Origin of the sequence: Achromobacter sp. K91 (genome assembly GCF_003576205.1) — a bacterium.
Lineage (GTDB): Bacteria > Pseudomonadota > Gammaproteobacteria > Burkholderiales > Burkholderiaceae_B > Achromobacter > Achromobacter aegrifaciens.
This window is the reverse complement of sequence record NZ_QWFB01000034.1, coordinates 25,149-38,870: the sequence shown is the minus strand read 5'-3', so window position 1 is coordinate 38,870 and position 13,722 is coordinate 25,149. Positions and strand designations below refer to the sequence as shown.

General features: G+C 66.5%; 14 protein-coding genes and 1 tRNA gene. 7 read left to right on the top strand and 8 right to left on the bottom strand.

Features of this window, described 5'->3' with window-relative positions:
* The first annotated feature begins 11 nt into the window (after positions 1 to 11).
* The 3 genes from DXK93_RS17210 (at position 12) to DXK93_RS17200 (ending at position 3,989) form a co-directional block, all read left to right on the top strand.
* A complete protein-coding gene (locus tag DXK93_RS17210; RefSeq protein WP_119450688.1) occupies positions 12 to 3,128 on the top strand; it encodes an efflux RND transporter permease subunit in 3,117 nt (1,038 codons plus the stop codon).
* A 3-nt stretch (positions 3,129 to 3,131) separates the two neighbouring features.
* On the top strand, positions 3,132 to 3,854 hold the full coding sequence (gene dnaQ / locus DXK93_RS17205; RefSeq protein WP_054458449.1) for a DNA polymerase III subunit epsilon: 723 nt from the start codon (positions 3,132 to 3,134) through the stop codon (positions 3,852 to 3,854).
* 60 nt (positions 3,855 to 3,914) lie between these two features.
* Positions 3,915 to 3,989 (top strand) — tRNA-Val (locus DXK93_RS17200).
* A 55-nt stretch (positions 3,990 to 4,044) separates the two neighbouring features.
* Here the strand turns inward: DXK93_RS17200 and DXK93_RS32005 are convergent.
* Complete coding sequence (locus DXK93_RS32005) at positions 4,045 to 4,206, bottom strand: hypothetical protein (RefSeq protein ID WP_158598562.1); 162 nt, start codon at positions 4,204 to 4,206, stop codon at positions 4,045 to 4,047.
* Between the two features lie 102 nt (positions 4,207 to 4,308).
* Here DXK93_RS32005 and DXK93_RS17195 point away from each other — a divergent pair, with 102 nt between their 5' ends.
* Positions 4,309 to 4,476: a hypothetical protein gene (locus DXK93_RS17195; protein WP_042796365.1), complete on the top strand. Its 168-nt coding sequence runs from the start codon at positions 4,309 to 4,311 to the stop codon at positions 4,474 to 4,476.
* A gap of 24 nt (positions 4,477 to 4,500) precedes the next feature.
* Here DXK93_RS17195 and DXK93_RS17190 read toward each other — a convergent pair whose 3' ends face one another.
* From DXK93_RS17190 to DXK93_RS17170, 5 genes are all read right to left on the bottom strand, one after another.
* Entirely contained in the window at positions 4,501 to 4,965 is a 465-nt protein-coding gene (locus DXK93_RS17190; protein ID WP_054458451.1) for a YaiI/YqxD family protein, read from the bottom strand.
* 4 nt (positions 4,966 to 4,969) lie between these two features.
* Positions 4,970 to 5,236 (bottom strand): hypothetical protein, encoded by a 267-nt coding sequence (locus DXK93_RS17185; RefSeq protein ID WP_054458453.1) that lies wholly within the window; start codon positions 5,234 to 5,236, stop codon positions 4,970 to 4,972.
* A 42-nt stretch (positions 5,237 to 5,278) separates the two neighbouring features.
* A complete protein-coding gene (locus DXK93_RS17180; protein WP_175161268.1) occupies positions 5,279 to 6,784 on the bottom strand; it encodes a TAXI family TRAP transporter solute-binding subunit in 1,506 nt (501 codons plus the stop codon).
* The gene (gltS, locus tag DXK93_RS17175) at positions 6,781 to 7,989 is read right to left on the bottom strand and encodes a sodium/glutamate symporter (RefSeq protein ID WP_054458457.1); all 1,209 of its coding nucleotides are present in this window, start codon (positions 7,987 to 7,989) and stop codon (positions 6,781 to 6,783) included. The genes DXK93_RS17180 and gltS overlap by 4 nt, the downstream gene beginning before the upstream one ends.
* A gap of 185 nt (positions 7,990 to 8,174) precedes the next feature.
* On the bottom strand, positions 8,175 to 8,672 hold the full coding sequence (locus tag DXK93_RS17170; protein WP_119450686.1) for a GNAT family N-acetyltransferase: 498 nt from the start codon (positions 8,670 to 8,672) through the stop codon (positions 8,175 to 8,177).
* A gap of 255 nt (positions 8,673 to 8,927) precedes the next feature.
* On the opposite strand from DXK93_RS17170, the gene DXK93_RS17165 reads away from it, so the two are divergent.
* Both DXK93_RS17165 and DXK93_RS17160 read left to right on the top strand, forming a co-directional pair.
* The gene (locus DXK93_RS17165; RefSeq protein ID WP_119450685.1) at positions 8,928 to 9,980 is read left to right on the top strand and encodes a glycosyltransferase family 2 protein; all 1,053 of its coding nucleotides are present in this window, start codon (positions 8,928 to 8,930) and stop codon (positions 9,978 to 9,980) included.
* Position 9,981: 1 nt separating this feature from the next.
* Positions 9,982 to 11,559 carry a glycosyltransferase family 39 protein gene (locus DXK93_RS17160; protein ID WP_119450684.1) on the top strand — a complete coding sequence of 526 codons (1,578 nt, stop codon included), beginning with the start codon at positions 9,982 to 9,984 and terminating at the stop codon, positions 11,557 to 11,559.
* On the opposite strand, the gene DXK93_RS17155 is transcribed toward DXK93_RS17160, so the two are convergent.
* On the bottom strand, positions 11,519 to 11,914 hold the full coding sequence (locus DXK93_RS17155; RefSeq protein ID WP_082401333.1) for a GtrA family protein: 396 nt from the start codon (positions 11,912 to 11,914) through the stop codon (positions 11,519 to 11,521). The two genes, DXK93_RS17160 and DXK93_RS17155, sit on opposite strands and share 41 nt — an antisense overlap.
* Before the next feature lie 36 nt (positions 11,915 to 11,950).
* On the opposite strand from DXK93_RS17155, the gene DXK93_RS17150 reads away from it, so the two are divergent.
* A complete protein-coding gene (locus DXK93_RS17150) occupies positions 11,951 to 12,766 on the top strand; it encodes a ChbG/HpnK family deacetylase (RefSeq protein WP_054458462.1) in 816 nt (271 codons plus the stop codon).
* Between the two features lie 33 nt (positions 12,767 to 12,799).
* On the opposite strand, the gene DXK93_RS17145 is transcribed toward DXK93_RS17150, so the two are convergent.
* Positions 12,800 to 13,663 carry a LysR family transcriptional regulator gene (locus tag DXK93_RS17145; protein WP_119450683.1) on the bottom strand — a complete coding sequence of 288 codons (864 nt, stop codon included), beginning with the start codon at positions 13,661 to 13,663 and terminating at the stop codon, positions 12,800 to 12,802.
* Positions 13,664 to 13,722 lie beyond the last annotated feature (59 nt).

The window sequence follows — 13,722 nt, the reverse complement described above, 5'->3', positions numbered from 1 at the left end:
GCGGTAGCGCAATGCGTATCTCGGAAACCTGCATCAAGCGGCCGGTGTTCGCATCGGTCCTGTCGCTGATCATCGTGCTGATCGGCCTGATTTCGTATTCGCGCCTGACCGTGCGCGAGTATCCGAAGATCGACGAGCCCATCGTGTCGGTGGACACCACCTACAAGGGCGCCTCGCCCGAGGTGATCGAATCGCAGGTGACCAAGCCGCTGGAAGACCAGCTGGCCGGCATCGAGGGCGTGGATGTGATGACCTCGCGCAGCCGCTCGGAACGCAGCCTCATCAACATCAAGTTCAACCTGTCCCGCAATCCGGACGCCGCGGCCGCGGAAGTCCGCGACAAGGTTTCGCGCGCCCGCCGCTTCCTGCCCGACGAGATCGACGAGCCCATCATCGGCAAGGTCGAGGCCGATTCCCAGCCCATCATCTACATCGCGGTCGAGTCCGGTTCGTACTCCGCGATCCAGACCTCGGACTACATCAACCGCTACATCAAGACCCGCCTGTCGGTGCTGCCCGGCGCGGCCGAGGTGCGCGTCTTCGGCGAACGCCTGCCGTCCATGCGCATCTACGTGGACCGCGACAAGCTCGCCGCCTACGGCCTGACCGTGCAGGACGTGGAGGCCGCGCTGCGCAGCCAGAACGTCGAGATTCCGGCCGGCCGCATCGAGTCGCGCGCCCGCGAGTTCTCGGTGGTGTCTTCCACCGACCTGCAGACGCCGGCCCAGTTCGAGAACGTGATCGTCGCCAACGTCAAAGGCTATCCGGTCCGCATGCGCGACGTGGCCAATGTGGAGATCGCCGCCGCCAGCGACCGCGTGCTGTCGCGCTTCAATGGCAAGCCCGCCATCAACATCGGCGTGACGCGCCAGTCCACCGCCAACCCGCTGGAACTGTCCAAGGCGGCGCGCGAGGAAGTGGCGCGCCTGAACGAGAACCTGCCGGCCGGCATGAAGCTGAACATCGCGTATGACTCGTCGGTGTTCATCGAACGCTCCATCGACTCCGTGTTCCACACCATCGGCGAAGCCATCGTCCTGGTGGTGCTGGTGATCTTCTTCTTCCTGCGCAACCTGCGAGCAAGCATCATCCCCATCGTCACCATTCCGGTGTCGCTGGTGGGCGCCTGTGCGCTGATGTACCTGTTCGGTTTTTCCATCAACACGCTGACGCTGCTGGCCATGGTGCTGGCCATCGGCCTGGTGGTGGACGACGCGATCGTGGTGCTGGAGAACATCTTCCGCCACATCGAAGAGGGCATGCCGCGCAAGGAGGCCGCGCTGCGCGGTTCGCGCGAGATCGGCTTCGCGGTGGTCGCCATGACCATGACGCTGGTCACCGTGTACGCGCCGCTGGCTTTCGCCACGGGCCGCACCGGGCGGCTGTTCATCGAATTCGCGCTGGCGCTGGCCGGCGCCGTGCTGGTGTCCGGTTTCGTGGCGCTGACGCTCACGCCCATGATGTGTTCGGTGCTGCTGCGCCACCAGAGCAGCCACAGCCGCTGGTACAACCTGATCGAAGGCTGGCTCAACGGCATGAGCAACGGCTACCGGCGCGCGCTGGCGCTGGCCCTGCGCCACCGCTGGGTGGTAGTGGCCATCGGCCTGGCGGTCGCGGCCGCGAGCGGCGTGCTGTTCAAGGTCGTCAAGAGCGAGCTGGCGCCCATCGAGGATCGCGGCGTGGTGTTTGGCATCGTCAGCTCGCCTGAAGGGGCGACGCTGAACTACACGCTGGAAAGCATGCTGGGCATCGAAAAGTTCTACTCCGACATTCCGGAGGCCAGCGGCAGCCAGGTGACCGTGGGCTTCCCCACCGTGACGGACGGCACCGCTATCCTGCGCCTGAAACCCTGGGAAGAGCGCAGCCGCAAGCAGCAGGCCATCACGCAGCAGCTGCAGCCGCAATTCGCCTCGCTGCCCGGGGTGCGTGCATTCCCGACCAATCCGCCGTCGCTGGGCCAGTCGGCGCGTTCCAAGCCGGTTGAGTTCATCATCATGAGCCAGGCGTCCTACGCCGAGCTGTCGCGCCTGACCGAGGTGTTCCTGGCCGAGCTGCGCAAGTATCCCGGCCTGATCAACCTGGATACGGACCTGCGCCTGAATACGCCCGAGCTGCGCGTGCGCGTGGACCGCGACAAGATGGCCGACGTGGGCGCCAATGTGGATACCGTGGGCCGCACCCTGGAATCCATGCTGGGCGGCCGCCAGGTCACGCGCTACAAGGACGAAGGCGAACAGTACGACGTGATCGTGCAGGTGACGCCGCGCGACCGCGCCAACCCCACCGATATCTCGGGCATCTACGTGCGGGCGCGCGACGGCAGCATGGTGCAGCTGGACAATCTGCTGGGCGTGCACGAGGGCGTATCGCCGCAATCGCTGAACCACTTCAACCGCCTGCGCGCCGTGAAGATCGACGGCGCGGTGGCGCCCGGCTACGCGCTGGGCGAAGTCCTGACGCACATGCACCAGGTGGCGCGCGACGTGCTGCCCAACACCATCGTGACCGACCTGGATGGCCAATCGCGCGAGTTCCGCGATTCCTCCGGCAGCATCTATCTGGTCTTCGCCATGGCGCTGGCCTTCATCTACCTGGTGCTGGCCGCGCAGTTCGAAAGCTGGCGTAATCCCTTCATCATCATGCTGTCGGTCCCGCTGTCCATGACCGGCGCGCTGCTGGCGCTGTGGCTGACCGGCGGCACCTTGTCCATCTACAGCCAGATCGGCCTGATCACGTTGGTGGGGCTGATCACCAAGCACGGCATCCTGATCGTCGAATTCACCAACCAGCTGCGCGACGAGGGCAAGGAGTTGTTCGAGGCCGTGGTCGAAGCCAGCGTGCTGCGCCTGCGCCCCATCCTGATGACCACCGGCGCCATGGTGCTGGGCACCGTGCCGCTGGCCTTGTCCACGGGCGCGGGGGCGGAATCGCGCCAGCAGATCGGCTGGGTCCTGGTGGGCGGGCTGATGCTGGGTACACTACTGACCTTGTTCGTCGTGCCGGTGGCCTATACCTTGATCGCCACCGCACGCAAGAAACCCGGCCAGGCCGGCAGCGCAGCGCATCACCCGGACCCCGCTCCGGCGCCGCACGCGCAGCCCGCCGCGCCTGCCCAAGCGTCGGAATAAGTTATGCGCCAGATCATCTTTGACAGTGAAACCACCGGACTGGACCCTGCCCAGGGCCATCGCATCGTCGAGATCGGCTGCGTGGAAATGGTCAACCGGATGGCCACCGGCAACAACCTGCACATCTACCTGAACCCGGACCGCGACAGCGACCCCGAGGCCTTGGCCGTGCACGGCCTGACCACGGAGTTCCTGTCGGACAAGCCACGCTTCGCCGATGTCGCGGACGAATTCGTCAAGTTCATCCAGGGCGCCGAGCTGATCGCGCACAACGCCGCGTTCGACGTCAAGTTCTTCAACGCCGAACTCGCCAAGACCGGGCGCGGCGCGGTCACCGAGTACTGCGAGACGGTCACGGATTCGCTGTTGCATGCGCGTTCGCTGTTCCCGGGCAAGCGCAATTCGCTGGATGCGCTGTGCGACCGCTTCGGCATCTCCAACGCCCACCGCACCCTGCACGGCGCATTGCTGGACGCGCAGTTGCTGGCGGAAGTCTGGCTGGCCATGACCCGCGGCCAGGACGCGCTGCTGATCGACGTGGACGACAGCGCCAGTGGCGGCGGCAATGGCATCGAGCTGGCCCGCTTCGACGCTTCGGGCCTGCCCGTGATCAAGGCCAGCGAGGCGGAACTGGCCGAACACGAAAACTATCTCGCGGCCCTGGACAAGTCCGTGGGCGGGGAGTGCACCTGGCGCAAGATCGACGCGCCGGTGGCGGCCGCATAAAGTTTTTTCGAGGCGACTTGCACACGTCCAAAAAAATGTGCTAATATTTCGCCTCTTTCGGGGTGGTTAGCTCAGTGGTAGAGCACTGCCTTCACACGGCAGGGGTCACTGGTTCGAACCCAGTACTACCCACCAAAGACCCTTGGAAGATGACGTAAGCCCCGGGCTTATCGTTGTCGGCGTACCAAAGTTAAAAAAGACGCAAAGCAAAGAAAGCCAACCGCGAGGTTGGCTTTTTTGTTTTGTGCGTATCGAACATGATTCCGCCTTCAAGCCCGGACGCCTTGCCCATTGCGAGCAAGCCATTGCGCTGAACCGTCCCTTTCATTACGCTTAGCTTGATTTGACGCAAGCGGACTCTCATCGATTGAGCCGCGTCGCATGCAAGCCTGACTATCATGGATAACAAAGGCTTTGGCCCGTGGGGCCAGGCGTAGGCGAACAGGAGAAGGTCATGTCCGAGCACACCACTACCATGTTGATCATCATCGGCGCCGGGGTGGCGCTCATGCTGATCGGCTTCGGGCTGCGCGACCGCAATCTCGGCATGGGGCTGATGGGCATAGGCCTGATCACGGCCCTGGGCACGATCATCTACAAGGCCTACATCACCTTCTATTGACCGCCAGCCGCGGCCGGCCGGACTTCAGCCCTGCTGCGTCTTGCGCGCCGCGCGCGCCAGCAGCGTGTCCAGCTGGTTTGCGAAGGCCTTGCGGTCGGCCTGGCTGAATGCGGCCGGGCCGCCGGTATCCACGCCGCTGGCCCGCAGCTCTTCCATCATGTCCCGCAGCGCCAGCCGCTCCCGGATCGTTTCCGGCGTATAGCGTTCGCCGCGCGGGTTCAGGGCCATTGCGCCTTTCTCCAGGACTTGCGCGGCCAGCGGGATGTCGCCGGTGATCACCAGGTCGCCCTCGGATGCGCGCTCGGCGATGTGGGCGTCGGCGACGTCGAAGCCGCGCGGCACCTGCACCGCGCGGATCAGCGGCGAGGGCGGGGTGTAGAGCATCTGGTTGGCCACCAGCGTCAGCGGCAGCTGCCAGCGCTGGGCGGCGCGGAACAGGATGTCCTTGATGACTGCGGGGCAGGCGTCCGCATCGACCCAGATGTGCATGCGCTTACTTGTCCAGCGCGTTTTGCAGCACTTCGGCCACGATGTCGTTGGTGGACACGCCGCGTTCGGCCGCCAGGGCGCGCAGCTTGTCGGCGTGGGCTTGCGACAGCTTCAGCGGGAACGGCACCAGGCCGGCGGCCTGGTCCAGCTTGCGCTGTTCGCGGCGGTCGGGCACTTGCGAGGCGGTGCCGAAGCGGTCCGGGGTGGAGGCTTGCTTGAGCTGGCCGGCCAGCTTCAGGGCCTGGTTTTTCTGCAGATCGAATTTATTCATGGAGATTCCTGGTAGGGAGCGCAATCATAAGCGCAACCGGCTTTATTGCGGCTTGGCCTGTTCAAGCTTGGCCAGCCCTTCCTGGGCGCCGTCGTGCAGCGGCACGGTCAGGCCGCGGCGGGCGGTCGCCAGGCCCACCTGAGCGCCCTGGGCCGAGCCCGCGGCCAGCAGGTCCTGCCCGGTCACATAGACCGCGCGCACGATCACCAGGGCCTCGTCCCGGGTCAGGTCCGCGGTGGTGAGCAGCAGAGCCGCCATGCCCACGGTGGAGATAGGCTCCGTCTGGTTGGGGTAGGTGCCGGCGGCGATGTCCAGCGGCATCAGCGCGTTGTCCTCGGCCCCGGTCAGCGTCTTGATGGCGGCAGGGTCCAGCGGCAGCAGCTTCAGTCGCGCCTGGGTCAGCGCATCGCGCAAGGGCGTGGCGGGCACGCCGATGACCTGGGCGGCGGCGTCGACCTTGCCGGAGTTCAGCGCAGGCAGGGACTCTGTGAAGGGCGTATCGGCCACGGTGTAGTCGCGGCCGGCTTGCAGGCCGTGGGCGGCCAGCACGGTTTCCAGCGTGGCGCGCACCGCCGAGCCTTCCGGTCCGAGGGCGATGGTCTTGCCCTTGAGATCGCGTACGCCGCGCAGGGCGGCGTCGTCGCGGACCACGATATGGACCAGTTCCGGATACAGGCTGCCCAGGGCGCGCAGACCGGTGAAAGGCCCCTGGCCGGCGAACGGCCCCTTGCCGTCATAGGCGAGCCGCGCCGTGTCGGCCTGGGCCAGCCCCACCACCGCGTCGCCGCTGCGCAACAGCGCAATGTTCTCGGCGCCGCCGCCCGTGATCAGCGGCGAGACCCGGATCTGCTGCTTGCGAGCGACGTCGCTCAGGGCGCGCGCGAACGCCACATACTCGCCGCGGTCCGGACCGCCGGCGAGCGGATAGCCCTGTTGCATGCGGGCCAGCCGGCCGTTGATGCGCGCCACGGAGCGTTCCAGTTCCTGCTGCACTACGTGTTGCGCGGTGCTGGAGGCGCTGTAGGAAACCGAATGGGTGATCTGGTCCAGCGTGTCCAGCAGCTGGCGCGTGACGGGAGGCGGCGCGCCGGTGTCCAGGTTGGGCGCCTCGGCCGCCTTGAAGCCGGCCGGGGTCACCAGCTTCCAGGTGTCGCCTTCCTGGCGGTAGATGGCGCTGGCGTGCGCGACGATGCGGTCGCCGGCCTGGTTGCCGCCGGATTTCACGCCGCTGATGCTGCGCGGACCTGCGCCCAGCAGCGTGACCAGCGCGGCGGCGCCGGGCTGGTCCCAGGCGCCCAGGGTGATGTTGCGCGCCAGGTCCAGTTCGACGTCGTAATAGACCACGCGGCGGGTTTCGCCCGCCGGGGCGCTGCTGTCCGAGGCCGAGCCCATGCGCTTGATCTCGGCGATGCGGAACAAATCCGCGCCGTAGGCGGTGGCCAGGCTGCGTTCCACGTCGGCGCGCAGGGCGTCGGTATCGGGCGCGCGGCCGCAGGCCGCCAGCAGCAGGCAGAAGCTCAGAATGACAAGACGTTTGAACATGGTCACATACCTCCCACGAACGGCAAGGAGATCAGCGAGGTCAGCACGATCACGTTGAGGATGTCGACCAGGAAGGCGCCGGTGACCGGCACGACGATGAACGCTTCCGGCGCCGGGCCGTGGCGCCGCGTCAGCGCCTGCATATTGGCGATGGCGGTGGCGGTCGCGCCCAGCGCGAAGCCGCAGAAGGCGGCCGACATGATGGCTGCTTCGTAGTCGCGCTTGAGCATGCGGAACACGACCCAGGCGGCATACAGCGCGCACACCAGGGTCTGCACCGCCAGCATCAGGGCCAGTGGGCCGGCCAGGCGCGCCACGCTGGACAGGTCCAGCGTCATCATCGTCATGCCCAGGAACAGCGACAGCGAGATGGTGCCGATGATTTCGGTGGCGCGGTCGTCCAGCTTCAGACCCAGCTTTTCGCCGCCGTTGCGGATCAGTACGCCCGTGGCCAGGCACCACAGGAAATTCGGCAGGCTGACCGGGGCGTCCTCGACCAGGGCGGCCAGGTAGCCGCCGACCACCAGGCAGACCAGGGCGGCGGTCAGGGAGACGATGTAGGAGCCTGCAGAGGACGCGGGTGCGTTTTCCGTCAGGTCCGCAGGCTCGTGGCCGTCGCCGGGCGCGTGGTCCAGGCTGCCGGCCAGCTTGTGGCGCCGCATCAGCCATTCGGCCACCGGCCCGCCCACCACGCCGCCCAGCACCAGCCCCAAGGTGGCGGCGGTCATTGCCAGCGCCATCACGTCCTGGATGTTGTTGAAGTCGGCGAAGCGCGTGGCATAGGCCGCGCCCGTGCCATGCCCGCCCACCAGCGTGATCGTGCCGCCCAAAAGGCCCATCAGCGGATGCATGTCCAGCAGCCAGGCCATGCCCAGCCCGACGGCGTTCTGCAGCACCAGGAACGGGATCAGGGCCAGCAGGAAGGCAATCAACCTGGGACCGCCCTTGGCCAGCAGCTTGAGGTTGGCGGTCAGGCCGATGCTGCCGAAGAACAGCAGCAGCAAGGTCGGCTTGATGCTGGTTTCCAGCGAGACGGATACGCCGCCCCAGGTCGCCAGCAGGTAGGCCAGTACGGCGAACAGGAGGCCGCCGACGATGGGGTCCGGAATGCTGTAGCGGGCGAGGAAGCCGATCCTGGTGGTGAGCACGCGTCCGATGACCAGGACGAGGCAGCATGCCAGCAGTGATTGAACGGGCGTAAGCGAGATCATAGGTACCTTTGCGCCCTGTCAGGGCACGGTGAACTTTCTGGCTGTTTGAACCCTGCCGCCTCTCACGGACTGAGGCTTATGTTACGTCCGCCGCGCGGGCGGTGTACATGGGGGCAGGGGGGCGGCGCGCGGTGCGAAGCCGGGCGGGCGGAAAGCCGCGGCGCAGGCAGCCACGGCCGGGGCGGCTAGAGCGGAAATGCGCGCGACATGTATTGCGCGCGCGGCCCGTAGCCAGCCAGTTTTTCGGTCAGATCGGCGCTGTCTGCGCTGACCGGCAGGTAGCCGTGGCGCTGCCAATAACCCACGGCGGATTCCAGTGACACCAGGCTCGCGCGGTGCAAGCCGCCCTCATGCGCGCTGCGGGCGGCGGCGCGCAGTAGCGCCTGGCCCACGCCCAGCCCTTGCGCCGAGGGCGCCACGGCGCAGTCGTGCAGGAACCAGTGGTCGGCCGCGGCCGGCAGCGTCGCGAGCGCGACGTCCAGGGCGGGCGGCAGTCCCGCATCCCAGGGATAGGAGATCAGGTAGCCCAGCAGCGCATCGGGGCTGGCCGCGGGCTGCGCCACCCAGCAGTGCGCGGGGGCGAGCGCCAGGCGATTCTGGAAGAAATCCGCGCTTTCCAGCAGGAAACCGGGGTAGGCCAGGGTCTGGAGAGCCAGGATGGCGTCCACGTCGCTGGCCTGCATGAGCCGGACTTGATATTGCATGACAACCTGCGAAAACAAAAAACTCGGGCGCATTTTACCGATGCACGGACGGCCTCAGGCTTTACAGGGCTTCACAAATTGGGGACACAGGTTCACGGGACTTTATTGTTTTCAGGGAGGGGCTCCCTAGAATTCGCCCTGGATTGCCGGATCGTCGGGCGCCGCATTTTATGAAAATTCAACGACACCCTTCGCATACTGCTCGCCATAGTCCTGCATTCCGAGTCTAGAGCCATGCACATCCAATTCCGGTCCGAATCCGCCGTCCCGCAAGTGTTGACCAAATCGTATCCTCTGGAAGCGGTATGGCCGGCGGCCGAGGCGCCCGTACCGTATGACGCCTGCGTGACTTGCGTGATTCCCTGCCTGAACGAATGCGAAAACCTGCGGGTCCTGCTGCCTTTGCTGCGCAACCGCCTGGAGGCGCTTTGCACCAGCTGGGAGATCATCGTGGCCGATGACGGCAGCACGGACGGCACGGAAGCGCTGATGGCCGAATGGACCGAACACGACGGTTTCCGATACGTGCAGCTGTCGCGCAACTTCGGCAAGGAAGCCGCGATCAGCGCCGGCCTGGAAGCCGCCACCGGCAATGCGGTGATCTGCCTGGACGCCGATCTACAGCATCCCCCTGCTTTGATCGAACAGATGCTGGCGCGCTGGGCCGCCGGCGCCGAAATGGTCTACGCGGTGCGCGAGACCCGCGCCGACGAATCCTGGGCAAAGCGCACCGGCGCGCGCTGGTTCTACAAGCTGTTGAGCGGCGCGCGCGGCGTGGATGTGCCGGCGCACGCGGGCGACTTCCGCCTGATGGACCGCAGCGTGGTGGACGCGCTGATCGCGCTGCCCGAACGGACCCGTTTCATGAAGGGCCTGTACGCCTGGGTCGGCTTCAAGGGCGAGGCCCTGGCCTATACCCCCGAGGAACGCATGCACGGCGACAGCCGCTTCGGCAGCATGCGCTTATTCCGGCTGGCGCTGGATGGCCTGACCGCCTTCACCACCTGGCCGCTGCGTCTGGTCAGCCTGGTCGGCGTGGCCTTCGCCATGCTGGCGCTGAGCTACGCGGCCTATCTGGTCGGCGAGTACCTGTTCTTCGGCAACCAGGTCTCCGGTTGGACGACCATCGTGACGGCGGTGCTGTTCTTTGCCGGCGTAAATTTGATTTCCTTGGGCGTGGTGGGCGAGTACGTGTCCCGCATCTTCGATGAAGTGAAGGGACGGCCGCTCTTCGTCGTGCGCCGCCGGCAGGGCCAGGCTTCCCGGCCGGGCAAAGGCCTGGGCTGACATGTCCGCCACGACTTTCTGGCGGCGTTCCGACTGGACCCCGCCGGCAGGACGCTTCCTGCTTGCGATAGGCGCGTGGCTTGCCTTCCTGGCCTGGATCAGGCCCCTGACCCTGCCCGATGAAGGGCGCTATGCAGGCGTGGCCTGGGACATGCTGCGCAGCGGCTCGCATGCGGTGCCCTTGCTGGACGGCATGCCGTACTTCCACAAGCCGCCGCTCTATTACTGGCTGACCGAGCTGTCCTTCTCGGTGTTCGGCGTGCACCCCTGGGCGGCGCGGGTGCCTTCCTGGCTGGCCGCGTGGGGCGCCGTGGCGGCCCTGTATTGCTTCGTGCGGCGCTACCGAGATACCGAGACCGCCGCATTGACGGTGCTGGTCCTCGCCACCATGCCGTTCTTCTATGGCGGCGCGCAGTTCGCAAATCTGGACATGCTGGTTGCCGGCCTGATCACGCTGTGCGTGCTGGCCGCCGTGGACACGGCGCTGCGCGTCGAGCGCGGGCAGGCATGGCGCGCGATGGCGGTGGCGGCCGGCGTGCTGGCGGCGTTGGCGGTCTTGGCCAAGGGCTTGATCGGCCTGGCGCTGCCGGGCGCGATCCTGCTGGTCTGGCTGCTGTGGGAGCGGCGCTGGCGCGGCCTGGCCGCGCTGTGCTGGCCGCCTGCGCTGCTGGCGTTCGTCGCCGTGGCGGCGCCGTGGTTCTTGCTGATGCAGCTGCGCTATCCCGGTTTTTACGACTACTTCTTCGTCTATCAGCATTTCCAGCGTTTCGCGGCCAGCGGCTTCAACAATGCGCAGCCGTTCTGGTTTTATCTGCCGGTGATTGTCGGGCTCAGCCTGCCCTGGTCGCTGTGGGGCGGCGGCATATTGCGCCAGGCGTTCTGGGTGGGCCCTACGCGCAGCCTGCGGCGCCTGGCTTTGGTGTGGTTTGCCGTCGTGCTCGTGTTTTTTTCGCTGCCGCAGTCCAAGCTCGTGGGCTATGTCCTGCCGGCGCTGGCGCCGCTGGCTTTTCTGCTGGCTGAAGTGATCCAGGGGGCCAGGCGCGCCGATGCCGAGGGTGCTACTCGCCTGGTGCGCCTGAGCGCGGTCCTGGCGGCGGGCATCTGCGTCATCGCGGTGGGCATTGCGGCGAACAACGCGCGCGGCAGCGCGGAGCCGCTGGCCAGGGTGGTGCGGGAACAGGCGCGGCCGGACGATACGTTCGTCTCGCTGCACACCTATCCCTTCGATCTGGCGCTCTACGCAAGGGCGGCGCGTCCTGCGTGGGTGGTGGACGACTGGCGCAACCCGGAGGTCCCCGTGCGCGACAACTGGCGCAAGGAGTTGTACGACGCCGCCCAGTTCGATCCCGAGACGGGCGGAGAGGTATTGCTCAGTCCCGCGGAGTTCACCGCGCGTCTGTGCCAGGCGGAGCAAGGCGCGCGTTTCTGGGTGTGGGGCACTGCGGCCGACAACCCCACCTATCCGCCGCTGCAGGGGCTGGCGCCGGTGGTGAGCAGCGTGAAGTACGTGATGTGGCGCGTCGACGTGGACGCGGCGTTCAGGCAGCGGGTTTGTGGCGGAATGCCCAGAACCGGCTGACGATGAAAGTCGCCACGGCAAGCCCGAGCAGGATCAGCGCCAGCAGGATGTCGTAGCGGATGGCAGTGTTGTGCAGTAGCCAGGCGTAGGTGGCTTCGTTGATGAGAAAGCCTGCGGCTGACACAAAGAAGAAACGGCGCGCTGCTACCGTCCAGGGAGTTTTGGAATGTCGGAATGTAAGCCGGTAATGGCCGGCGAAGGACACTGCGAAGGCGATCAGCCAGCCCACGAGGTTGGCGGCCAGGGGCGGCAGGCGGAAGAGTTCGACGCAACCCACGGCGACAGCCCAATGGGTGGCTGCGGCCGCGCATCCGACAGCAATGAAAGTGCTTACTTGTTGCAGCAGGGCGCGCATGAAAGCCGTGAAGATAAGGAAGTCAGAGGTATAGCGATGAGCAAACGTATCGTTGTCTGCGGGGACGATTTTGGCATGAATGCCGACATCGATGAAGGCATGATTGCGCTGGCCGGCATGGGCCGCCTGAGCGCGGTCAGCTGCCTCGCGCTGGGCCCTTCGTTTGCGGTCAATGCGAGGCGGCTGGCGCCGCTGAACGTGGATATCGGCCTGCATGTGAACTTCACCGAATCGCTCATGCCCGGCGCCGAGCCCATGCCGACGCTGAGCCGGCTGATCCTCAATGCCTACACGGGCAGGCTGGACGGAGAGTGGATCGAGGCGCAGCTGGAGCGTCAGTTCGACGCCTTCGAGGCCGCGTTCGGCCGCGCGCCCGACTATGTCGACGGTCACCAGCACGTGCATCAACTGCCCGGCATTCGCGAGCGCCTGCTGCAACTGCTCAAGCGCCGTTACGGCGCCCGTATGCCATGGCTGCGCCAGACGGCGCCGGGCATGCAGTTCGGCATTCCCATGAAGGAGGCCATCAAGGCGCGTGTCATCGGCGCGCTGGGCGCCGCGGCGTTGGCGCGCCAAGCGCGCCAGGATGGCATGCGCACCAACCGCCGGCTGCTGGGCGTCTATGGTTTCGCAGGCGGCAAGCGTCGCTATGCGGATCTGCTGCAGAACTGGCTGTTCAATGCGCGCGACTGCGACCTGCTCATGTGCCATCCGGCCATGGGCAACCAGGACGGCTGCGCCATGTCACGCCAGCGCCGCGCGGAATTCGACGTGCTGGCCAGCCCCAAGCTGGGCGACTGGCTCAACGCCAACGGGGTGCATATCTCGCGCTTGCCGGCCACGGCGCGCTGATCGGCTGCAAGGTCGTTGCGGCGCGGGCTGGCTCTAGCCGCCCGTCAGGCTCTGCAGCAGCCAGGCGCCCGCAGGTCCCAGCGCGCGCCGCCGTGACCAGACCGCATCGACGCGGATGTGGCGCGGCCAGCCCGGCGACTTCAACTCCACCAGCTGATCCTGGCCGAAGCGCTGGATCATCCAGCGCGGCAGCTCGGTCCAGCCGAATCCGCGGCTGGCCATTTCCAGCAGCATCAGATAGCCGGGCGCCGACCAGGTCGCATAGGCAGGCTCGGCGTCCTTGTCGCCCAGCTCGTAAGTGCTCAGGCGTAGCGCGCGTTCGGACTTCAGCTGGTCTTGCGTGACCTGCGGCAGCTGGGCCAGCGGATGCCCGCGGCCCACGCACAGGACGATCTCAGACAGCTCCGCCAGCGTCGCGTGCGCCACGTCGGGCGGGTAGCTGTCCTGGGCGGCCATCAGTCCCAGGTGCGCGCGGCCCTGCTGCACCAGCGCCACCACGTCCTCGTATTCCGCGATCAGGCATTCGAAGCGCAGCGCCGGATAACGCCGGTCGATCTGGCTGAGCATGGTGTCGAAGGTCTCGGACTGGAATGTGTCGGACAGCACCACCGTCAGCCGGGGCTCCAGGCCCTCGGCCAGCTGGCTGGCGCTGCGGTTCAGCCGATCGTTGGCAGCCAGCACTTGCAGGGCCTGGCCCAGCAGGACCTGGCCGGCTTCGGTCAGCGCGGGCTGGCGCTGGCTGCGGTCGAACAATGTCACGTTCAGGTCCACTTCCAGGTTGGCGATGGTTTCACTGACCGTGGACTGGCTTTTCCCGAGCTTGCGGGCGGCAGCCGAAAACGTGCCTTCGGAGGCGACCTGGGCGAACGCCGCCAGGGATTCCAGGGAGTGGCGCATGGGTGGGATGTCCGATGTTATCGGTTTTTCCGATGAAAACTATCTTTATGGTAACGGAA

What these genes read in the sequence shown, in the direction of transcription:
- DXK93_RS17170 (WP_119450686.1), bottom strand. Translation starts at nt 8,672, where the DNA reads ATGCAGGCCAGCGACGTGGACGCCATCCTGGCTCTCCAGACCCTGGCC.
- DXK93_RS17155 (WP_082401333.1), bottom strand. Translation starts at nt 11,914, where the DNA reads ATGCGCGCCCTGCTGCAACAAGTAAGCACTTTCATTGCTGTCGGATGC.
- dnaQ (WP_054458449.1), top strand. Translation starts at nt 3,132, where the DNA reads ATGCGCCAGATCATCTTTGACAGTGAAACCACCGGACTGGACCCTGCC.
- DXK93_RS17150 (WP_054458462.1), top strand. Translation starts at nt 11,951, where the DNA reads ATGAGCAAACGTATCGTTGTCTGCGGGGACGATTTTGGCATGAATGCC.
- DXK93_RS17195 (WP_042796365.1), top strand. Translation starts at nt 4,309, where the DNA reads ATGTCCGAGCACACCACTACCATGTTGATCATCATCGGCGCCGGGGTG.
- DXK93_RS17165 (WP_119450685.1), top strand. Translation starts at nt 8,928, where the DNA reads ATGCACATCCAATTCCGGTCCGAATCCGCCGTCCCGCAAGTGTTGACC.
- gltS (WP_054458457.1), bottom strand. Translation starts at nt 7,989, where the DNA reads ATGATCTCGCTTACGCCCGTTCAATCACTGCTGGCATGCTGCCTCGTC.
- DXK93_RS17210 (WP_119450688.1), top strand. Translation starts at nt 12, where the DNA reads ATGCGTATCTCGGAAACCTGCATCAAGCGGCCGGTGTTCGCATCGGTC.
- DXK93_RS17145 (WP_119450683.1), bottom strand. Translation starts at nt 13,663, where the DNA reads ATGCGCCACTCCCTGGAATCCCTGGCGGCGTTCGCCCAGGTCGCCTCC.
- DXK93_RS17190 (WP_054458451.1), bottom strand. Translation starts at nt 4,965, where the DNA reads ATGCACATCTGGGTCGATGCGGACGCCTGCCCCGCAGTCATCAAGGAC.
- DXK93_RS17185 (WP_054458453.1), bottom strand. Translation starts at nt 5,236, where the DNA reads ATGAATAAATTCGATCTGCAGAAAAACCAGGCCCTGAAGCTGGCCGGC.
- DXK93_RS17160 (WP_119450684.1), top strand. Translation starts at nt 9,982, where the DNA reads ATGTCCGCCACGACTTTCTGGCGGCGTTCCGACTGGACCCCGCCGGCA.